The 21445-nt window shown below is 55.1% G+C and carries 21 protein-coding genes; 11 read left to right on the plus strand and 10 right to left on the minus strand.

Annotated elements, in window-relative coordinates; all coding sequences use genetic code 11:
- Positions 1-21: 21 nt before the first annotated feature.
- Genes citX through citC form a run of 5 tightly spaced genes read right to left on the minus strand, consistent with a single transcriptional unit; the run spans position 22 to position 4360 of the window.
- Complete coding sequence (citX, locus tag IBT47_RS13395) at positions 22-573, minus strand: citrate lyase holo-[acyl-carrier protein] synthase (RefSeq protein ID WP_200560802.1); 552 nt, start codon at positions 571-573, stop codon at positions 22-24.
- Positions 574-576: 3 nt separating this feature from the next.
- Complete coding sequence (citF, locus tag IBT47_RS13400; protein ID WP_200560803.1) at positions 577-2094, minus strand: citrate lyase subunit alpha; 1518 nt, start codon at positions 2092-2094, stop codon at positions 577-579.
- Positions 2095-2103: 9 nt separating this feature from the next.
- Positions 2104-3012, minus strand: a complete 909-nt coding sequence (locus IBT47_RS13405) for an aldolase/citrate lyase family protein (protein WP_200560804.1) — start codon at positions 3010-3012, stop codon at positions 2104-2106.
- Positions 3009-3305 (minus strand): citrate lyase acyl carrier protein, encoded by a 297-nt coding sequence (gene citD / locus IBT47_RS13410; RefSeq protein ID WP_200560805.1) that lies wholly within the window; start codon positions 3303-3305, stop codon positions 3009-3011. The genes IBT47_RS13405 and citD overlap by 4 nt, the downstream gene beginning before the upstream one ends.
- Positions 3302-4360, minus strand: coding sequence for a [citrate (pro-3S)-lyase] ligase (gene citC / locus IBT47_RS13415; RefSeq protein WP_200560806.1), 1059 nt, complete (start codon positions 4358-4360; stop codon positions 3302-3304). Before citC ends, citD begins: the two co-directional genes overlap by 4 nt.
- A 310-nt stretch (positions 4361-4670) precedes the next feature.
- Between citC and IBT47_RS13420 the strand changes: the two genes are divergently transcribed.
- From IBT47_RS13420 to phnE (IBT47_RS13445), 6 genes are all read left to right on the plus strand, one after another.
- A complete protein-coding gene (locus tag IBT47_RS13420) occupies positions 4671-5963 on the plus strand; it encodes an ATP-binding protein (protein ID WP_200560807.1) in 1293 nt (430 codons plus the stop codon).
- Positions 5932-6621, plus strand: coding sequence for a two-component response regulator DpiA (gene dpiA / locus IBT47_RS13425; RefSeq protein WP_200560808.1), 690 nt, complete (start codon positions 5932-5934; stop codon positions 6619-6621). The genes IBT47_RS13420 and dpiA overlap by 32 nt, the downstream gene beginning before the upstream one ends.
- A gap of 121 nt (positions 6622-6742) precedes the next feature.
- On the plus strand, positions 6743-7576 hold the full coding sequence (gene phnC, locus IBT47_RS13430; RefSeq protein WP_200547831.1) for a phosphonate ABC transporter ATP-binding protein: 834 nt from the start codon (positions 6743-6745) through the stop codon (positions 7574-7576).
- A gap of 24 nt (positions 7577-7600) precedes the next feature.
- A complete protein-coding gene (phnD, locus tag IBT47_RS13435) occupies positions 7601-8527 on the plus strand; it encodes a phosphonate ABC transporter substrate-binding protein (RefSeq protein ID WP_105594885.1) in 927 nt (308 codons plus the stop codon).
- Between the two features lie 60 nt (positions 8528-8587).
- Entirely contained in the window at positions 8588-9457 is an 870-nt protein-coding gene (gene phnE / locus IBT47_RS13440) for a phosphonate ABC transporter, permease protein PhnE (protein WP_105594886.1), read from the plus strand.
- Positions 9454-10338 carry a phosphonate ABC transporter, permease protein PhnE gene (phnE, locus tag IBT47_RS13445; RefSeq protein WP_200560809.1) on the plus strand — a complete coding sequence of 295 codons (885 nt, stop codon included), beginning with the start codon at positions 9454-9456 and terminating at the stop codon, positions 10336-10338. Before phnE (IBT47_RS13440) ends, phnE (IBT47_RS13445) begins: the two co-directional genes overlap by 4 nt.
- A 125-nt stretch (positions 10339-10463) precedes the next feature.
- Here the strand turns inward: phnE (IBT47_RS13445) and IBT47_RS13450 are convergent, their stop codons facing one another.
- From IBT47_RS13450 to IBT47_RS13460, 3 genes are all read right to left on the minus strand, one after another.
- On the minus strand, positions 10464-11291 hold the full coding sequence (locus tag IBT47_RS13450) for a glycosyltransferase family 8 protein (protein WP_200560810.1): 828 nt from the start codon (positions 11289-11291) through the stop codon (positions 10464-10466).
- 12 nt (positions 11292-11303) lie between these two features.
- Positions 11304-12686, minus strand: coding sequence for a D-arabinono-1,4-lactone oxidase (locus IBT47_RS13455; protein ID WP_200560811.1), 1383 nt, complete (start codon positions 12684-12686; stop codon positions 11304-11306).
- Between the two features lie 115 nt (positions 12687-12801).
- The gene (locus IBT47_RS13460) at positions 12802-13443 is read right to left on the minus strand and encodes a TetR/AcrR family transcriptional regulator (protein WP_200560812.1); all 642 of its coding nucleotides are present in this window, start codon (positions 13441-13443) and stop codon (positions 12802-12804) included.
- A gap of 287 nt (positions 13444-13730) precedes the next feature.
- Between IBT47_RS13460 and IBT47_RS13465 the strand changes: the two genes are divergently transcribed.
- The 3 genes from IBT47_RS13465 (at position 13731) to IBT47_RS13475 (ending at position 16388) form a co-directional block, all read left to right on the plus strand.
- Positions 13731-14174 carry an NUDIX hydrolase gene (locus tag IBT47_RS13465; protein WP_200560813.1) on the plus strand — a complete coding sequence of 148 codons (444 nt, stop codon included), beginning with the start codon at positions 13731-13733 and terminating at the stop codon, positions 14172-14174.
- Between the two features lie 180 nt (positions 14175-14354).
- The gene (locus IBT47_RS13470; RefSeq protein WP_200560814.1) at positions 14355-15425 is read left to right on the plus strand and encodes a PD-(D/E)XK nuclease family protein; all 1071 of its coding nucleotides are present in this window, start codon (positions 14355-14357) and stop codon (positions 15423-15425) included.
- A gap of 192 nt (positions 15426-15617) precedes the next feature.
- Positions 15618-16388, plus strand: coding sequence for a hypothetical protein (locus IBT47_RS13475; protein ID WP_200560815.1), 771 nt, complete (start codon positions 15618-15620; stop codon positions 16386-16388).
- Between the two features lie 195 nt (positions 16389-16583).
- Here IBT47_RS13475 and IBT47_RS13480 read toward each other — a convergent pair whose 3' ends face one another.
- Both IBT47_RS13480 and IBT47_RS13485 read right to left on the minus strand, forming a co-directional pair.
- Positions 16584-17348, minus strand: coding sequence for a hypothetical protein (locus IBT47_RS13480; protein ID WP_200560816.1), 765 nt, complete (start codon positions 17346-17348; stop codon positions 16584-16586).
- A gap of 74 nt (positions 17349-17422) precedes the next feature.
- Positions 17423-18256 (minus strand): AraC family transcriptional regulator, encoded by an 834-nt coding sequence (locus IBT47_RS13485; protein ID WP_200560817.1) that lies wholly within the window; start codon positions 18254-18256, stop codon positions 17423-17425.
- Positions 18257-18502: 246 nt separating this feature from the next.
- Between IBT47_RS13485 and IBT47_RS13490 the strand changes: the two genes are divergently transcribed.
- Both IBT47_RS13490 and melB read left to right on the plus strand, forming a co-directional pair.
- Positions 18503-19810, plus strand: a complete 1308-nt coding sequence (locus tag IBT47_RS13490) for an alpha-glucosidase/alpha-galactosidase (protein ID WP_200560818.1) — start codon at positions 18503-18505, stop codon at positions 19808-19810.
- 87 nt (positions 19811-19897) lie between these two features.
- Entirely contained in the window at positions 19898-21379 is a 1482-nt protein-coding gene (gene melB, locus IBT47_RS13495; RefSeq protein WP_200560819.1) for a melibiose:sodium transporter MelB, read from the plus strand.
- Positions 21380-21445: the final 66 nt, after the last annotated feature.

Raw genomic sequence — 21445 nt, forward strand, 5'->3', positions numbered from 1 at the left:
AATCGATCCTCTATCAGGGATTTAATGATGGTTAATGGCATCAGCCTTCTGGAGCAGCGCGTCCATCTGGCGGAGCAGGTCGGTCACCGGATGTGCGCGATTGCGGGCGCACACCGAGGCCTCCTGCTGACACAGCAGACAGGTGCGGGGAGGCAGGCCGAAGTCTTTGCGTGACAGCATGGTTCCCTGCGGCGTGAGCACGTCAAAATCCCACAGCCTGCCCAGCGGCGAAGCTTGCTCGAGATCGATCAGCGCGCGTTTCACCCGTTCGGCGGGAGCGCTAACCGCCAGCAGACCTTCCGGGCCGCTGGGGAGCGCAACGCAGCGCTGGCGGTTAATTTCCCAGCCGGACTCTTCCAGTAACTGCCGTAACGCCCGCAGGCCGCGATTAAAAATGTGCCTCGTGAGCGGGCTGTCTTTTACCGATCCCGGAGCCAGAACGGTGAAGGAAATTAACGTACTGGCATCGCGCGACAGCCATTCCTGCTGACGTGCGCGGCGTGCATCCCGGCTGGTCAGCAGCTGTTCCACGGTGATAACGGCGCGGGTCGCCGAGGTGATATATAGCGGCATGATTCACTCCCTGACCTGACGAACGACATCAATCACCGAGCCGTCGCGGTAGCGCACCACCGCAATCGTTCGGTCGGTAAAGGCAATCGGCTGAGGCTTGCCGGTCAGCAGTTCGGCCCGCTCGCGCAGCCATTCAATCGGCACCACCGTCATACCGGCCTCCTTCAGCCGATCGGCCAGTTCGGGGCGGGCCGGATTAACGGCAATACCGTGATCGGTAACCAAAATGTCGATGCTGGAACCAGGCGTCACGCAGGTGGTGACCTTATCAACCAGCGTTGGGATACGGCCCCGAACCAGCGGAGCAACGATAATCGACAGCGCGGCGGCAACCGCCGTGTCGCAGTGGCCGCCTGAAGCACCGCGCAGTACGCCGTCGGAACCGGTCAGCACGTTGACGTTAAAACTGGTGTCCACCTCCAGCGCGCTGAGGATCACCACATCCAGGCGATCGACCGAGGCACCTTTTGAACTCCAGTTGGCGTACTGGTTGGCGCTGATCTCAATATGGTTTGGGTTACGCGCCAGCGATTCCGCCGCGTGGCGGTCAAAGCTTTGCACGTCGAGCAGCTTGCCGATCAGCCCCTTTTCGTGCAGGTCGACCATCGCGGCGGTAATGCCGCCCAGGGCAAACGCGGCGTGAACATCGCGGCGGCGCATACTGTCCTCCAGGAAACGGGTCACCGCCAGTGAGGCACCGCCGGTGCCGGTTTGCAGCGAGAATCCGTTCCTGAAGTAACCAGAGTTAACCACCACTTCGGCGGCGCTGCGGGCGATCAGTAGCTCACGAGGATTGGTGGTCATGCGGGTGGCATCCGCGCCGATTTTGTCGGCATCGCCCACCCGATCGACCTGAACAATCAGATCGACCCGATCCTGCGCAATGCTGGCCGGTGCGTGCGGGTAGCTGACGATTTCTTCAGTCAGCAGCACCACCTTATGGGCGTAATCGGCATCAACTTTGGCATAGCCTAATGAGCCGCAGCAGGCGCGTCCGATGCGGCCATTGGCGTTCCCCGCCGGGTCGCAGGCCGGTACGCCAAGAAAGGCGACATCGATGCTCAGTTCGCCGCGCTCAACCAGCTCTACTCGGCCGCCGTGGGAGTGGATTTGTACCGGTTCGGCAAGCAGCCCGCGTGATATCGCCTCCGCCAGCGGGCCACGCAGGCCGGAGGTGTAAATGCGGCTGACCACGTTATTGCGGATGTGATCGACCAGCGGCGCGTGGCAGTCGTTCAGCGAACTGGAGGCCAGCGTCAGGTTTTTAAATCCCATACGGGCCAGGGTCTCCATCACCGCATTAAGCGTCAGATCGCCACCGCGAAAAGCGTGATGGAAGGAAACGGTCATACCGTCTTTGAGCCCCGAACGGCGAACGGCCTCTTCGAGAGTGCCGCACAGTTTGCCATCCCGGGGTTTCTGCGCCTGCAAATTGAGTTTCGAAGCCGGTTGATACGCCGGATAGTCAAACGCTGACCGGCGCTGCTCGCTGCTGTGTTCCTGCTGTTGATGCTGAGTCATAGTCTGTCCTTATTCATCACGAATTCCGGAAAGCGCCGCGCGGGAAAGTACCAGGCGGGCGCGCTCAATGACCGGGCTGTCGACCATTTTTCCGTTGAGCGACACCACGCCGCGCCCTTCAAGCGCTGCCGTTTCGGCGGCCTCGACAATTTGCTGAGCCTGATTAAAGGCCTTGCGCGTGGGGGCATAGAGGTTGTGCAGCAGATCGATCTGGCGCGGGTTAATCAGCGATTTACCGTCGAAACCCAGCTGGTGGATATGCGCCGCTTCGTACAGGAAACCGGCATCGTTGTTGGCATCGGAATAGACGGTGTCGAACGCCTGAATGCCCGCTGAGCGTGCAGCCTGCAGAATCGAGCAGCGGGCAAACAGAAGCTCCACGCCTTCCGGGGAACGCTCGGTGCGCAGATCGCGCACGTAGTCCTCCGCCCCCAGCGCAATACCGATTAAACGCGGTGACGCATGAGCAATCGCCACCGCCTGGGTAATCCCCTGGGCGGATTCAATCGCCGCCAGTAACCCGGTACTGCCGGGCTCGCGGCCGCACTGCATTTCGATGCGGCTGATTTCAGTCTCAATATCAATAACGTCCTGCGCGGTGTCGGTTTTCGGCAAGCGCACGATATCCGCGCCGCCGCGCACCACGGCCTCCAGATCGTCCAGACCGAAGGCGGAATCCAGGGCATTGACGCGAACAATGGTTTCGACGTCCCGGTAAAGGGGATGCTGGAGTGCGTGATAGACCAGACGGCGGGCGGCGTCTTTCTCGCGCAGGATCACCGAGTCTTCAAGGTCAAACATCAGCGCGTCGGCGCGATAAATAAATGCGTTACTGACCATCGCGGCGTTAGCGCCGGGAACAAACAGCATGCTGCGGCGGATGCGTGAGCGCCGCGCTTCATTATGTTGCGTGGTCATTTTGCGTTCTCCCAGGGCAGGGCTGCGAGGCCAGCGGCGCGGGCCAGCAGGGTTTCCAGACGGGCGCGCAGGATGCAGTCCAGCGCGCCTTTATCGTCAACGATCAGCTGCACGCCCTGTACGCCGTAGTGACGCAGCGCCTGCGCAATGGTGGCGCGGATCGCCTCACCAAACTGCTTTTCAACGCTGCTGTTAATTTGCAGATCGATTTCCTGCCCGTCGGCAGGCGCGATGCGGATCATCACATCGCCTGATTCCAGAGTGCCGGCAACGGCTGCATGGATTATTTTCATGTTTCACCTGTTACTGATTCAGAATGGGGTTGTTTCCCGGCAGGGAGCATTTGCTGCAGATAGTCGAAGGTGGTGGGCGGCACCAGATGTTCGATCGTGGCGACCTGCTGCTTCACCAGCAGCTGGCGGACCCAGGAAGCGGAAATGGCTTTGCCCTGATACTGCACGCGCTCAATTTCAACCAGCTCAATCGGTGGCGCGTCCATCGCCGGATCGCTCAGGCAGCGGCGCATATCGCGGTTGTAATCAGCGGTCACCGTACAAAACGGTTCGCTGCCGACAAAGCGGTGAGTAATTCCCAGCGCCGGGGCAATGTGCTGGCGAAAGATTTGCAGATCGATTTCGGTGTAGCAGTGATCGATCACTCCCTGTTCTTTGATGAAGTAACAGGGGAAGGTGGCGCGGGAGATCAGGTATTCCGAGCCGCGATGCACCGTCAGGCCCGGAATGTCTGCGGTCCCGGCGCGCACCAGCGCCAGGCGATCCTCATACGGGAATCGCGAGGTATCTTCCTTCACCAGGAACACGTGCAACCAGTCGCACCGGGCAGCGGCCTGTTGGATCAGATAGCGGTGGCCGAGGGTGAACGGATTGGCATTCATCACAATACAGCCGGTTTTGCTGCCGCCGCGACGCAGGGTGGTGAGAAAACTGGCGTAGCGCTCCAGGCGGGTGGCATCATTTTCCATCAGCACCATAACGCCGGGAACGCGGGCGAGGGGGTAAAAGCCGCACTGCTTAAATAACGCCTCATTTTCACTTTTCGTGTAAATAAATAAGTGCGTGCACTGCCGTTCATAGGCGAGGTTGATTAATTCCGTCGCCAGCGTTAGCGCCAGGCCTTCCCCGCGCGCGGACTCGCTGATGGCAACGCATTTAATAATATTTCCGGCAATGCCCCCGCAGGCAATCAGCTGCTCATCGCGGGTGACGGTAATAAATACCTCTACCGACGTGTCGATGTTCAAATCGTTTTGGCGTAAAAACTGAATAATGGCGGCCATCTTTCGGTTTTCAGCGCGTTTTACCTGGGAAAAAACACAATGAGATAACATATCTGAACTTTTTCCACCTCTTCACGTTTCCGTTAAGGTAACGTACAGGATGATAAATTTTTTCAAATCAATAACATTCATTACATGAATGCGTTCGGTGAGTGACTAATGCGGCGATATTACGTGCAAGACGTACCGTTTTTTTTGATTTGTTTCATAAACTGCGATCTGATTTAAAAGAGCTTAATGGTTTTTATTTGCTTAATTAATTTTGTGACGGATACTGGCAGGGTTTTATTTTCACTGATGCAGTGTGTTTGAGTTTTATTGACAATAATGGAATCGATCGGGCGAAGCAGGGAATTAAGCAATGGTAAATAAAATGAATAAAAACTGTTTACGCCTGTTCGATCGTCGAATGTTTCCTCTGCGATTCTTCCAGTTTCTGTTACTGATTTCCGCACTGTTAATCGCTGCGCTGGGGCACTATTTTGCCGCCAGATTTGAAGATTATCTGAACCATCAGGTGCGTGATATGGCGATGAATCAGGCGCGGATTATCGCCTCCAACGACAGCGTGGTGGCGGCGGCAGAGGCGCGAGATACCGCTCAGCTTCGTGCCATCGTTCGCCGTCTGGCGAGCGGTTCTGACTTTGACTATCTGGTGATCGGCGATCGCCATTCGATTCGTTTGTATCACCCCAATCCCGCTAAAATTGGCTACCCGATGCAGTGGACCAAACCCGGCGCGCTGGAGAAGGGGGAAAGCTATTTTATTAGCGGGGAAGGGTCGATTGGCGTGGCGCTGCGCGCGAAAACGCCGGTCTTTGACCGACACGGGCAGGTGGTTGGCGTAGTTTCACTCGGTTATCTTTCCAGCAAAATAGAGGGCTGGCGGCGGGACTTTATCCTGCCGGTAGCCGGTGCGTTCGCGGCGATGCTTTTACTGCTGCTGTTGCTGTGGTGGCTGTTTGTCGCCTACCTGCGCCACCGAATGCGCGGCATGGAGCAGTATGTTGACGGCCTGCGAACCCAGCGCCATGAACAGCTCAACTGGATGTCGACGATCAATGGCCTGCTGCAAATGAAGGAGTACGATCGGGTACTGGAGATGGTGCACGGTGAATCGGAGTTGCAACAGGCGACGGTCGATCGCCTGCTGGGATCTTTTGCCGACCGCCAGCTTGCTGGTCTGCTGTTTGGCAAGATGCAGCGGGCGAGTGAACTGGGAATAACACTCGCTGTCGCTGACGGCAGCCAGCTCACGCAGCTCCCCGCAGGACTGAACAGCGGCGAATTTGCCTCTATCGTCGGCAATTTACTGGACAACGCCTTTGAATCCTGCCGAGACGGTTCGCCGGAAGATCGTTACGTGGAGCTGTATCTGAGTGATGAAGGGGCGGAGGTGTTAATCGAAGTAGCCGATCGGGGCTGCGGTATCGCCGAAGCGCAGCGGGAAGCGATCTTTAACCGGGGAGTCAGCAGCAAAGCCGATGATCACGATGAGCACGGTATTGGCCTCTATCTGATTGCTGGCTACGTGGCACGCTGCGGCGGGGTGATTACGCTGGAGGATAATCACCCTCGCGGTACGCTGTTTTCTATTTATTTACCCAAAGTGAAACCAACCCATGGCACAACCCCTGAGCATATTGATCGTTGAAGATGAAACCGCACTGGCTGAAACGCACGCCGAGTTTATTCGCCAGCGCAGCAGCCGCGGCCAGGTGTGGCTGGCGGGCGATTTAGCCCAGGCGCGGGTGATGATTGCGCGTTTCAGACCGTCACTGATCCTGCTTGATAACGCGCTGCCGGATGGAAATGGCATCACACTGCTGCATGAATTGACGGCGGCACACAGCCCGTGCGGCGTGGTTTTCACTACCGCGGCCAGCGATATGGACACGGTCGCGGAAGCTGTCCGCTGCGGTGTTTTTGACTATCTGATTAAACCCGTTTCCTGGTCGCGGCTGGAGCAAACGCTGGATCGCTATCAGCAGCGGTTAACGATGCTGGCAAACCCGGATACCGCCAGCCAGCGGCAGATCGACGAGATGTTTAATGCCTACGCCCGCGCTGCCGGTGAAGTGCCGCTGCCTGCCGGTATTGACGCGTTAACCCTGGCAAAAGTCAGCGATTTGTTTACCGACCCGGACGCGCGATATACCGCCGAAACGGTGGCTCAGGAACTGAAGCTGAGCCGGACCACCGCCCGCCGCTATCTGGAATTCGCCGCCGGCCAGCAGCAGATCTGCGCTGAAATTGTTTATGGCAAAGTCGGGCGTCCCCAGCGCATCTACCGGGCGTCGTCACCGAATTAACGCCGGAAAAATTCTTTTCGCCTGTCACCGTTTCATCACCCGCCTGTCATATGAGCGTCATCGCGCTCGCCCTTAATAAGCGCACAACGACGAACGCGCTTAACAACAACGGTAAATAACAATGGCACAGGCACAGTTAAAAATTGCCCCACAGCATCAGGCGATACCTAATCCGGCCAGCCACGCCAAAGTGCTGGCGGTGAACGGTTTGGGTAAATCCTACGGCTCGCAGGCACGCGTGCTGGACGACATTAACTTCGACCTGCACGCCGGTGAGCTGGTGGCGGTTATCGGCCGTTCCGGCGCGGGGAAATCCACGCTGCTGCACGTGCTGAACGGCACGATCCCGGCCAGTGAGGGTGAGATCCGCCACTTCGCCGAAAACGGCAAACAGCAGAATATCGTTGAGCTGAACGCCCGACAGATGCGCCAGTGGCGCAGTGAGTGCGGCATGATTTTCCAGGATTTCTGCCTGGTGCCGCGTCTGGACGTGCTGACCAATGTCCTGCTGGGGCGTCTGAGCCAGACCTCGACGCTGAAATCCCTGTTTAAAATTTTCCCTGACGAGGATCGCGCCCGCGCCATTGGCCTGCTCGAGTGGCTGAATATGCTGCCGCAGGCGTTACAGCGCGCCGAGAACCTCTCCGGTGGACAGATGCAGCGCGTGGCGATCTGCCGTGCGCTGATGCAAAACCCGAAAATTCTGCTCGCCGACGAACCGGTTGCCTCGCTCGATCCGAAAAACACTCGCCGCATTATGGATGTACTGCGCCAGGTGAGTGAAAACGGCATCAGCGTGATGGTTAACCTGCACTCGGTGGAGCTGGTGAAAGAGTACTGCACGCGCGCTATCGGCATTGCCAAAGGGCGCATTGTTTTTGACGGACATCCGTCGCAGCTGACCGACAGCCTTCTTCATACTCTGTATGGCGAAGAGATGTCGCAGCTTAACTAACACTTTTGGGATACGGACACAGCAATGAAAAAATACCTACTCGCAGCGGTAATCAGCAGTGTTATGGCCGCCAACGCTTTTGCAGCAGACGCGCCAAAAGAACTGAACCTGGGCATTCTCGGCGGCCAGAACGCCACCCAGCAGATCGGTGATAACCAGTGCGTGAAAGACTTCTTCGATAAAGAGCTGAACGTTGATACCAAGCTGCGTAACTCTTCAGACTACTCTGGCGTGATCCAGGGCCTGCTGGGTGGCAAAGTGGATATGGTACTGAGCATGTCTCCATCCTCTTATGCCTCCGTGTACATCGCCGATCCGCAGGCGGTTGACGTGGTTGGTATCGTGGTGGACGATGCGGATAAATCACGCGGCTACCACTCTGTGGTCGTGGTGAAAGCCGACAGCCCGTACAAAAAACTGTCCGACCTGAAAGGTAAATCCTTCGGCATGGCCGACCCGGATTCCACTTCCGGCTTCCTGATCCCGAACCAGAGCTTCAAGAAAGAGTTCGGCGGCAGCGTGGATGACAAATACAACGGCTTCTTCTCCAGCGTGACCTTCTCCGGCGGCCACGAGCAGGATGTGCTGGGCGTGCTGAACGGCCAGTTTGAAGGCGCGGTGACCTGGGCTTCAATGATCGGCGACTACAATACCGGTTATACCAGCGGTGCCTTCACCCGTATGATCCGTGCCGGTCAGCCGGACCTGATGAAGAAAATTCGCATTATCTGGGAATCGCCGCTGATCCCTAACGGCCCGATTCTGGTCAGCAACAAGCTGCCAGCGGACTTCAAAGCCAAACTGATCACCGCGATCAAAAAGCTGGATACCGAACAGCACAGCTGCTTCGTGAAAGCCGTTGGTGGCGCACAGCATATCGGCCCGGCCACGGTAAAAGATTACCAGGCGATTATCGATATGAAACGTGAACTGACCTCCAAGCGTTCTTAATCCGCCGCTTTCTCCCCGTTTGTAAGGGCCGGACTTCCGGCCCTTAATTCAGGTGTCCGCATGACAAATCCCGATTTTGAACGTTACTACCAGCAGATCCGCGGCAGGCAAAAGCGCGATACGCTGCTGTGGTCACTCCTGCTGCTGGGGCTGTATCTTGGCTCGGCGCATCTGGCTGAATTCAATCTGCACACCGTCTGGGTGTCGCTGCCGCACTTCTTTGACTACCTGCGCGAAACCATTCCGGCGCTGCGTTTTGATGCCCTGTTTAAAGATGTGAAGACCGACGGCTCGCTGGCCTGGTGGGGCTATCGCCTGCATATTCAGCTGCCGTTGATTTGGGAAACGCTACAGCTGGCGCTGGCGGCTACGGTGCTGTCGGTGATGGTGGCCGGGGTGCTGGCCTTCCTCGCCGCGGGTAATACCCAGACGCCGCGCGGCGTCAGTTTTGCTATCCGTACCGGGGTGGCGTTTTTACGCACCATGCCGGAACTGGCGTGGGCGGTGATGTTCGTGATGGCCTTTGGTATCGGGGTGATCCCCGGGTTCCTTGCGCTGGCGCTGCACACCATCGGCAGCCTGACCAAGCTGTTCTATGAAGCCATCGAAAGCGCGTCCGACAAGCCGGTGCGCGGCCTGGCCGCGGCGGGAGCCTCGTCGTTCCAACGCATGCGCTTCGCCCTGTGGCCGCAGGTGAAACCGGTATTCCTGTCCTACGGCTTTATGCGCCTGGAAATCAACTTCCGCCAGTCGACCATCCTCGGGCTGGTGGGGGCGGGCGGTATCGGCCAGGAGCTGATGACCAATATTAAACTGGATCGCTACGATCAGGTCAGCATGACGCTGCTGCTGATTATTGTGGTGGTCTCGCTGCTGGATACCTTCTCCGGCAAGGTACGCAAGCGCGTGGTAGAGGGGAAAGCCGCATGATCGTCTCCATCAATAGCGAACGGCAGAACAGCATTCGGCAGCAGCACAGCGCGCTGTTTGCCGTCCAGCGCCGTTACCTGACCAAAACCGGTCTGATCGCCGGGGCCATTCTGCTCTACTATATTTTCTTCTTTGCCAACTTTGGCATCAGCTTGCAGCAGCTGACCATCGGTCTGGGGCAGCTGGGTCACTACTTCCTGCGGATGTTTGTCTGGCACGACGTCGCCAACTGGCCGTTTGCCTACTACTTCGGCCAGATCGGTATCACCATCGGCATCGTCTTCGCCGGGACGCTGACCGCCACGCTGATTGCGCTGCCGCTGTCGTTCTTCGCCGCCCGCAATGTGATGAACACGCCGGTGCTGCGCCCGGTTTCGCTGATCGTCCGCAGGCTGCTGGATCTGCTGCGCGGAATTGATATGGCGATCTGGGGGTTGATCTTCGTACGCGCCGTCGGCATGGGGCCGCTGGCCGGGGTACTGGCGATTATCATGCAGGACGTCGGGCTGCTCGGGAAACTCTATGCCGAAGGGCATGAGGCGGTAGAGCGCTCGCCGGGTCGCGGGCTGAATGCGCTGGGCGCCACGGCGGTGCAGAAGCAGCGCTTCGGGATCTTCACCCAGTCCTTCCCGGCCTTCCTGGCGCTCAGTCTGTATCAGATTGAGTCCAACACTCGCTCGGCGGCGGTGCTGGGCTTTGTCGGGGCCGGTGGCGTCGGGCTGGTTTATGCCGAGAACATGCGCCTGTGGAACTGGGATGTGGTGATGTTTATCACCCTGATTATGGTGGTGATCGTGATGACCATGGATTACCTCTCGGCGAAGCTGCGCAAACGCTATATTCAGGGCCAGCCTGTGCCGCTGTTTGAGGCGAAGAAATAGCGGAACAGTGTGGTTAAGCGCGAAGATAAGCAGGACCGCGACTGACGAGTATAACTACCGCCAGCTGTGATTGATTCTGATGCAGACTTTCGGAATGGAAACGAAAGTCTGCATCATTCACGGGATCAGTTCAGCTGGTCAGCAATCAGCCACCACTTACGGTTAAGCTCATAATACCGATCGCCGGGCTTCGGCGTTTTTTCCCATGGCTTATCGATAATGTAGTGAATGTTTTTTACCCGCCGATCGTTCCATATGTCGGGATGCTGATGCGGCAGCGTCTTCAGCGCGTTGTACACCCACGGCAGCGGTTGCCAGCGATCGCGGTAAAACTGATTCAGGAAATCCTGTTCGGCGAAAAGATAGGTGGACAGGTCATCCAGCGCCGCCAGCTGTGCCATCATCGCGTCAAAAACGGCCTTATCCGGCGTCAGCAGCAGAAAGCCGCCGTTGAGATAGTTATCCACCTTGTCAGGCTGCTCAACGTGCTCCTCTCCCTTGCACCAGCTGTAAAAGCAGTTTTCCGGCGTCCAGTCGCTGGGATAGCTGGCGATGCGATTGGGGTTGCAGCGGCAGGCGTGACAGGCTGCAATGTGATCCGCTGACAGCGGCAGGGCAAAAACCTCGTCCATATTCTGCGTCACCAGCATATCCGCATCCAGAAAGACCAGCCGCTCGAATTCAGTGAACGTCCACGCCGCCAGTTTGGTCCACACTTCGGCAAAACGCGCATTGGCATAACGATTTTCCAGCGTGGGGTCCGGGCTGACCGGGTCCACCTCTCTCACCAGGCAGCCATCCTGCTCCAGCGTTGCCCGCACCCCCGCGCCGATATTCCCGGTGACCATCACCATCAGGGGATAGCGACTGCCGCTCACCTGCAGCGATTTTGCCAGCGCGCGCACGCCAATCAGGTAGCCCGGCTGGGTCAGTAACGTAGTCCATGCCATCATGGCGATATCTCCTTAGCCCAGCAGGCGCTGACTGAACGCGTTGCTGAATGTATGTTGCGGGTCCAGCGCCTCGCGCACTTCACGAAACGCCGCCATTTGCGGATACAGCGTTGACCAGTCGTACAGATCCGCATCAAAGTATTTTCCCCAGTGCGGGCGGCCGCCTTCTTCCGCCAGCAGCTTTTCAACCTCATGCAGAAAGGCCACGCCCTCTGCGGAGAGGGAACCATCCTCGGCGTAATAGACCACAAAGCCGAAGAAGCAGCTCTCCCGCTGCCAGGCCGGGCTGAGCCAGCTTTCCGACGCGCCGGTACAGCGCAGGATCACCGGGTAGTGCAGATGCGGCTGATTCTCCGCGTGCCAGCGTTTAATACGCGCGATAACCGCGCCCGCGCGGGCCAACGGAATGGCGATCTCGACATTGATCTGTGGGGTGGCAATGCCGCGACAAAATACCTGATAGACATCGCCGGTAACGTCCGAAAAATCTTTAAAACGGGTGACGGTACGAAACGGCTTGCCGTTCTCATCGCGGATCTGCGTGTCGTTACGCATATGCTCCAGCGTCTGATCGATGGTCTGATTCATCGCATCGCTGGTTTCCTGCTGGATAAGCGGATCGCCGTGATTAGCGTGATACTGTGCGCGCTCTTCGTCGGTGGCTTCCCGTGCTGCCCATACGTGCACCTGATTCTCATCGGGGAACCACCAGGCTTTGCTCAGCGCATAATTACGGTTCCACTCCAGCAGATCGTCTGCCAGCGAATCGCCGCTGACGGCGTTTTTAAAGCAGGTATAGACCGCAGAAGGGCGGGTGCGCAGCGTCACGGCGGTCACCACGCCAAGGCATCCCAGGCCGAGCTGCACCGCGTGGAACCACGGATGCTGGCGATCAAATTCTTCAACGCTGCCGTCGGCCAGCACCATGCGGATGCGCAGCGCCTCATCACCGATGGAACTCTGATACAGCCCCTGGCCGTGGGTGCCGGTCGCCAGGGCGCCTGCCAGCGTTTGCGAGTCAATAACGCCGGGCGATGCGGGCAGCATGCGTCCCATTGCCGTCAGCAGTTCATACACTTCATGCAGCGGCGTGCCGCCGGCGAAGGTGGCGCTATTGGCATCGTGGGATATCAGGCCGCGCAGCCTGCTGGTATCAATTAGCCGGTCATCGGCGTTTCCCAGCGCCAGCATCCGGCCCGGCGACATTCGGCTGCCCATCACCCTCAGCTTGCCAGACGCAGCGACGACCAGTTCGCACAGGTGACGCTCACTTTCCGGCTGGAGTATCTGCTTTTTATCCGCCAGTGGCGCATTTTGCGCCCAGTTCCACAGGCGAGGTTCCTGTGGCGGCAGCCTGGTAGTGCGCAGAGGAAAATCAGAGGTTTTACGCGTCATCGACAACTCCTGTAAAGCTGGATCGGGAGAGTGGACTATTAAGCGTAGACAAAAAACCCGTTATCTGGTGATAACGGGCGGAGAAATTTGTACAGGCGTAATTTTATTGTACAGATTAACTTCCCGAAGGTTGCAGATAACGCAGAGTGGCATCCACCACCAGTTTACGGTTACGCTTAATGCTCTGGCTTTCCGTCTCTTCGCTGCCGAACAGGCTGTTAAAGGTGTAGCGGTTGGAGACATTATGGAAGCAGATACTGCTGATTAATCGGTGAACATCCACCGTTGAGACGCTGCTGGCGAATTCTCCGCTCTCTTTACCCCGATTCAACACCTCATCCAGCACGTTCAGCGCACTCTGGTTCAGCGTGCGGATCGATTCTGACTGGGTGATATAGCGGCCACGCATCAGGTTTTCACTGCATATCAGCCGCATAAAATCAGGATGGTTGATGTGATAATCAAAGCTGGCTTCGGCCAGGCAGGCAATCGCCTGCGAGGGTGACATCTCGGCGAGGTTCAGGCCGGTTTCATGCTCGCGGATCTGCTGATAGACCTGATGCAGCACCGCAATATAAAGCTGCTCTTTATTATTGAAATGGTAAACCACCATGCGTTTGGTGGTTCCCGCATTATCGGCAATCTGTTCCATGCGCGCGCCCTGCAGGCCAAATTCGGCAAAGGTGGTCAGCGCGCTGGCAATAATGCGTTTTTTTAACCCTTCCGGATCGTTCTTACGTTTGGCGGGGGCAGACATAACCTGTAAATATCCATTATCTTTCCGTGGAAACCGTCACCAGAGTAACGTCTGGCGCGGCGATTTACAAAGAGAGAAAGATTTGGATTTCGCTGCCGCCACTGACTTTCTGCCATCTGCCGGGCACAGAATGCGGCTGGCAGTAGAATGCAGGCGCATTACGATTCAGATTGTCCGCTTGAGAACATCTCTTTCAGATAAATAAGCCGCGCCTGATGCCAATCTTTTATGGTTACATACATAACCAGGAAATTATTTTTATGCAGCTTTGAAGAAAGGAAGCCCTGATGCGTACTCGCCCATCATCCAGGTTGATCGTTCTATCGCAGGAAAACCACGTCTTACTGTTCAATTTTTCCCATAAAAATGATGCCTTAAGCGGCCAGTCATACTGGGCAACGCCGGGTGGGGGAGTTGAAAACAGTGAGTCCTATGAGCAGGCTGCCTTACGCGAATTGTTGGAAGAAACCGGGCTGGAAAGGCATGCAGTTGGAGACTCCGTCGCATCCCGAACCTTCCCAATGATGCTACCTGATGGTGAAACCGTACTGGCAGAAGAGCGTTTCTTTTTAATTTATACGGATAAGGCGGAGATCGATTGCTCAAGGTGGAGCAGAAATGAACGGGAAGTCATCAGCAGGCACCGCTGGTGGACGCGAGAAGAACTTATGCAAACTCATGAAACCGTCTTCCCTCGCGATATTATCCTGGAAATACTGGGGGGCGGTTGACGGGGGTTTTGGTGTGTTATGCGTTGTAATTTTCTGGGTGCGGGATTTTAGTACAGAGTGGTTTTTACATCTGCCGCAAATATAGAGCGTCAATACCTTTGTGCAGACAGGATCACCTCTATGCCAGGGCTCTTTTTGTTGGTATGTTTTTGCCTAGGGAAAGCCGCTGCGGAGAAACCGATGGACCTGTCTGTTCTGGAAGAATTACTGATTCGCCTTAAATCACTGCCTGCTGCTGAAAAAAGTGAGACCAATATCTTTTCGGTTGGTGCCCGCGGACACTATGAAAACCCTGTCAGCGATTTACTCGCTTTCTTTATTGATCCAGATGCTCCCCATGGACTGAATACACTTGTTCTTGGGGCCTTTCTGGAATGCCTGTCATCCGATGTTGATGCATCACTTCTCTCTCCACCAGCCCGAGAGGTTATGACCCAAAAAGGAACTCGAATCGATTTGCTACTTGAGTCGAAAGAATGGGCCATGGTGTTGGAGAATAAAATCTGGCACCAGCAGAACAATCCTTTCAATGATTACAGTGGGTATCTGCAGCAAAAACATCCAGATAAGAAACCGTTCCTGGTGGTTCTGTCGCCGGAGGGACTGGCTCCTGCCGGTTGGACAGGAATAAGCTACAGTATGTTTATTTCTGTTCTGTCGCACAGGCTCGGCATGGCATGCATTTCTTCCCCGCTCAATAAATGGCAGGTATTGCTGCGCGAATTCATTCTGCATCTGGAGACACTGATGGGTAAAAATACGATTGCAGCAGAAACAGAAACCTTTGTTCTCGAAAATTTGCGTAATATTCAGGAAGCGGTGTTACTAAAAAATGCTGTGGTGAAATCACTTCAGGAGGAAGGCCTACGGTTTCTGACAGAGCACTTTTCTGATCGTGGTTATGAGGTCGCAACGGCACTTAATCACTGGGAAGGTTACCCGGCGCTGCGCTTCGGGTTGTCGCACTGGGTGAGTGAATCTGATGTGGTACTTTTTCTAGACAGAACACCTGGAAGACAGTTTGAAGTACGAACGTACATCTGTAGTCTGACGACTCCTGCATTGCAGCATCAAGCAAGACAGATGTTGATACCAGCACTTCATGACGACTGCTGGTCTGAGAGCAGCGGAAGTGTGTTTACCGTCGTTTCTCGGCTGCCACAGAAGCATGAGGCAAAACATCTGATGTTCCAGAGTGTGGCAAAAGCGTTAGAGCAGTTGAACGAATTTGAACTGAGCCATGAGAGATAGCGGCCACCTTTCTTGTTGCGTTGCATTGAATCTGACTATCTAAAAGGTTAGTACATCTCAAATGTTCGTTATGAGCGAGGAGGGGACATAATATGCAAATCACGGAAAGGTTCAAATAAATAACTGGGGGTAAATAGGACTTTAGTGTTATATAATATGAAATTATTAAACCAATAATAGTTAAGGTTTTCAATGGGATTGTGCAAACTTTGTAACCAAGAAAGAACACTAAAAAAGTCACACTCGATACCAAGATCATTTTTCGCAGGAATTAAGGAGGAAGGAAAATGTATTTTAGTTCAAAATGGTATATCAACACTCAACGGTAGCTTTGATCCTAAAGAGGTTATGTTATGTGAAAGTTGCGAAGGATTATTTTCCAGGGAATATGAAGCATATGGAACAAGGGTTCTAAAGGATTATAAAAATGCAATTAAGTTTGATGATTGCATAATACTTAAGAAATTCAATTATAAAAGATTTTATCTATATCTCATAAGTGTGTTATGGCGGGCGTCCATTGCAATGGATAAACATTATTCAGACGTCAGTTTGGGATGTGAGATAGAGGAACTATTAAGGGCCCAGATATTAAAAAACAAAATAAGTATTAGTGATGATGATAAGTTTAGGCTAGACCATTTCATACGCATCTCGATATATAGAATCACTGATTCAACCAAGAATGTTGATGATAAAATTATAAAAAACGTACTAAGCAACATATGTCTTCATAGAGATGATAGCAACAACGGCGTGTTGTATTACTGGATTTGTGATGGATTCATAATTTGGTACTCATTCTATCTTGGTAAAGATATTAATACTACGATGGCATTAAGATTGAAATCTCAATTATTAAACGATAGGCGACAAAAAATATTAAAAATTGAAATAACTGAAAGCATTTTCTTGCAAAGAATATTTAACACTCTAATTAAAGCATCAAAAAATGATGGTTAATTATTGATATATGTTGGTATCATAAAACCTTTGAAAAGTTAATAGGTGAATTGTGCTAGTAGTGCCCTATTTTGGCACTTACCCGCCATAAGACCGCAAGGCAACTTAAAACACTTCAGCCCCCACAGTAAAATCATCTATCTCAGCATCACACTAACAATCGCGGCGGTATTAACCGCCGCGAAAGATAAAAGATCACACCGCAGTAAACCACGGATGCATGCGTTCAACGACCTGCTGGTAGTGTTCTTTAATCAGCTTTTCCTGCCGCTCGGCGTCGGGGAGCGGACCGCCGCGTAGCACGGCTTCGGCGGTAGAGCCGAAAATAATAATGCCACGGGTGGCGATATCGGCGGCGGCAATATAGCCCGCCATCACGTTCTCTTCCAGACCGCTCAGGGCCGACTTTTCACGGCATTCGGCAGCCAGCTTCGTCAGCTGTTTAAACAGGCTAACCGTGTCGCCCAGCACCGGAATTTTTCTGGCGGAGTCGTTGAGAATACGTTGCAGATCGTCGAAAACGTCAGCGCCATTGCCTTCGCTGAACAACGCTTCAAGCGCCTGCTGCCACTGATGATAGGTGTGATTAAACAGCGCATTCTGCACCAGAATCGGGCTGGCGTGCTTCCAGGGAAACTTGTCGATCAGGCGCGAAACCTGCTTCTGTAACGCGGAGAACTGCGATTTGTCGATCAACTTTTTCGGGGTGATCGCATTCAGCTCATCGAGAAACTTCGCAATCTCTTTTTCCGCCTTGGGCGTCCGCAGCGGCAGGCTTTTGCGCTGCTGTAACAGCTTGAGCTGGCTGAGATCGTAAAAGGCCGCACTCACGCGCTCGCCCGCCAGCAGGGCGCGGTTAACCAGCTGGATAACCTCCGCAGACTGCACCTGTGAACGCTGTTCCAGCAGGGAAGAGTGGAGCCGATCGTAAGCCGGAGACAGGCTGAGAACTGTATTCATCAGAATCCTCGCAGAGACGAAACCGCAGCCTTCAGGCCGGATAGTGCCACAGAGTATGGCAGATTATTCTCTGCTCAACAGCCGGAACCTGCTTTTGCCAGACGCCAGGCGCTGGGCGAGCAGTTGAAGCACTGATGAAACACTTTGGCAAACTGCATCTGGCTGCTGTATCCCACTGAATAAGCGATGATTTTTATTGGCAGGCTGCGATCCTCAAGCAGAGAGGTGGCAACATTCATCCGCAGCTGTAACAGATACTGCTTAGGGCCGTAGCCAAACTGCTGCTGAAAAAGGCGGCTGAGGTAGCTGCGGTCGATATTACAAAAGGCGGCCACTTCGCTCATCGTCACGCTGCGGTGATAGTGGCGCTCAAGGTAGTTAACCGCCGCGTCCAGGTGACGATTGCCGCCGCTTGCAGCATCAAAGCGGCGGCCAGCGGCGGCATTGGCAATCAGCGCATCCAGCAGCAGGCAGGTCAGGCCGGTAATGCGCAGCGAATACTGCGGATCTTCGGCAATCAGCTGTTGCAGCAGCTGCGACTCCATGGCTGGTAAAAGTGGATCTTTTGGCCGCCAGACTGGCATATCTCTTCTTAGCCCGCATTTTTCCAAACTTCTGGCGGCGATCAGACCATCCAGTTCGATCCACATATATTCCCACGGCGTCTGTTTATCGGCCGTGTAGGTGGTGATCTCGTGCGGATGAATCAGAAACGCTTCGCCTTTTACCACCGGCCAGCGCTGTTTTTCGGTATACAGCGTGCCGCTGCCGGTTATCACATAATGTAAAAGATAATGCTGCCGAACAGCCGGGCCATAACTGTGACGGCTGGCACAAACTTCGTGGCCGTACTGATAGATATTCAGGCCAAACTGGGTGATGTCATCGGGGTTGATATCTTTTTGCATGATTATTTTCCGTTCTAATTCATGTTATTACAGAATGTTTTTCAAACGGGCTGCGTGATGCCCTTAAAATAGTGTGATGTCACAACATAAAAATCCTTCATCATCGGCGCAATTAGCGAGCCGGATCACACTTCACTGCGGCGGTCATTTTTCACCATATCAATGTCAAAAAATGACATAGGCAGCGACCGCCTGCTTGCCTAGAGTTGAGTCGACTTCTCCTCATGACGTAACAAGGAATCGACAATGAAAATTACCTTTTTAGGTGCGGGCAGTACGGTATTCGCGAAAAATGTGCTGGGGGATATTCTGGCCACCCCGGCGCTGCAGCAGGTGGAAATAGCGCTTTATGATATCGATGCACAGCGCCTGGACGACTCCTGGAGAATGCTAAATAACCTCAATGCCAATCTTTGTCAGGGAAAGGCGCGGATAGAGAAATATTCCGGCGTGGAGCAGCGGCTGAATGCGCTTCGTGGGGCGAACTATGTCATCAATGCCATCCAGGTGGGCGGCTACGATCCCTGCACCATTACCGATTTTGAGGTTGCTAAAAAATTCGGCCTGCGGCAGACCATCGCCGATACGCTGGGCATTGGCGGTATTTTCCGCGCGCTGCGCACCATCCCGGTGATGATGGACTTCGCCCGCGATATGGAAGCGGTGTGCCCGGATGCGTGGCTGCTGAACTACACCAACCCGATGGCCTCGCTGACCGGCGCGATGCTCCAGCACACCGGCATCAAAACCGTCGGCCTGTGCCACAGCGTGCAGGTCTGCGCCGAAACGCTGCTGAAATCCGTGGATATGTCTACCGAGGGGGTGAAATGGCAAATCGCCGGGATCAACCACATGGCCTGGCTATTGAACATTACCCGCGACGGGGAAGACCTTTACCCGGAAATTAAACGCCGCTCCCTCGCGCTGCAGCAGACGACGCACGATGATATGGTGCGCCACGAAATTATGCGGGTGTTCGGTTACTACGTTACCGAATCCTCCGAGCACAACGCCGAGTATATGCCTTACTGGATCAAGCGTAACTACCCGGAGCTGATTGAGCGCTTTAACATTCCGCTGGACGAGTATCCGCGCCGCTGTATTGAGCAGATTGACCGCTGGCAGCAGCAGCGCGACCGCCTGACGCAGAACGACAATCTCAGCCACACCCGCAGCCACGAATATGCCTCGTGGATGATTGAGGCGATGGAAACCGACGTGCCGTATAAAATCGGTGGCAACGTGCTGAATCACGGCCTGATCACCAATCTGCCGAAAGAAGCCTGCGTGGAAGTGCCGTGCCTGGTGGACGGGCAGGGGATCACCCCGTGCTACGTTGGCGACCTGCCGCCGCAGCTGGCCGCGCTGAACCGTACCAATATCAATACCCAGCTGCTGACCATCGAGGCGGCTATCACCGGCAAGAAAGAGCACGTCTATCACGCCGCGCTGCTCGATCCGCATACTTCAGCCGAACTGTCGATTGATGACACCGTCAGGCTGTGCGACGAGCTGATCGCCGCGCACGGCGAATGGCTGCCCTCCCTGCATTAATCCCGATAAACGGGCGAGCCACGACGGTTCGCCCACATGGCCGGGCAGGGTGCCACGGCCGGAGAACACCAACTCTGGGGTATCACGATGAGCGTTTCGCTGAAAACAAAGGTCAGCTACGGGCTGGGTGCCTTTGGCAAAGATTTCGCTATTGGCATTATCTATATGTACCTGATGTACTACTACACCGATGTGGTTGGCGTTTCGGTCAGCATGGTGGCCTCACTGTTCCTGGTGGCGCGTATTCTGGATGCGTTTTTCGACCCGGTGATGGGCTGGATCGTCGAGCGCACCCGCAGCCGCTGGGGGAAATTTAAGCCGTGGATACTGATCGGCACACTGACCAACTCGGTGGTGCTGGTGTCGGTGTTCTGCGCGCACTACTTTGAAGGCGCGGCGTTGATTGCCTGGATCTGGGCCACCTATCTGCTGTGGGGCTTTACCTATACGCTGATGGACGTGCCGTTCTGGTCGCTGGTGCCGTGTATTACTATCGACAAACGCGAGCGCGAAGCGCTGATCCCGTGGCCGCGCTTTTTTGCCAGCCTGGCGGGGTATACCACCGGGGTGATCGGTCTGCCTTTAGTGGCGTATCTGGGCGGTGGCGATAAGGGGCAGGGCTTTATGCTGTTCTCGCTGATTCTGGTGGTGTTCTTTATCCTCTCGGCGATCATTACTCTGTGCAATATCGAAGAAAAATACTCCTCTTCCGCCACGCCGAATGCCGCCGAGCACACCACGATTAAAGCCGTGCTGAGCATGATTTTCCGCAACCGCCCGCTGTTTGCCCTGCTGCTGATGGCGCTGGCGTGGAACCTGGCGCATAACGTGATTACCGCGTTTGCCATCTACTACTTTACCTACGTCGTTGGCCGCGCCGAGCTGTTCCCGTGGTACATGATGTATGCCGGAATAGCCAACCTGATTGCCATTCTGCTGTTCCCGAAACTGGTCGCCCGCTTCTCGCGCCGCGCCATCTGGATCAGCGCCTCGGTGCTGCCGGTGCTTAGCTGCCTGCTGCTGCTGGCGGTGGGCATGTTTGCCCCGGGCAGCGCCACGCTGATCTCGCTGTCCGGTATTCTGGTCAACGTTGGCGGGGCCTTCTTCTGGGTGATGCTGGTGATTATGGTCGCCGACACCGTCGACTACGGCGACTATGCCCTCGGCGTGCGTATCGAAAGCATCGCCTTCTCGGTGCAGACCATGGTGGTGAAAGCCGGTGCTGCATTTGCCGGATTGCTGATTGGCGTGATGCTCGGTGTGGTGGGCTACGTGCCCGGTGCGCAGCAGTCGGCCAGTACGCTGCTCGGCATGCAGGGGATTATGATTGGCCTGCCGCTGATGTTCTTTATGCTGACCCTGTGGATTTACCTGCGCCACTACAAACTGGACGGTGAGCTGCTGCACCGTATGCAGCGCGCGCTTCAGCAAAAGTATGATGGTCACGCCAGCGTCACCGCGCCGCAGGCTGGCACTCTGGCAGGTGATTACCCGACGGGCACCGCGCCATCTACAGCAACGAGCGATAATTACTCCCCGGCCAGTGCGGCGGAGGTGCCACGCAGCTGAATCCGCATGGCGAGATGTAACCACTGATTTCCAATTGTAATGTTATAAAGTAACGGATATCATCCC

It is taken from the genome of Erwinia sp. S43 (genome assembly GCF_016624745.1).
In the GTDB taxonomy this organism is placed as follows: domain Bacteria; phylum Pseudomonadota; class Gammaproteobacteria; order Enterobacterales; family Enterobacteriaceae; genus Erwinia; species Erwinia coffeiphila.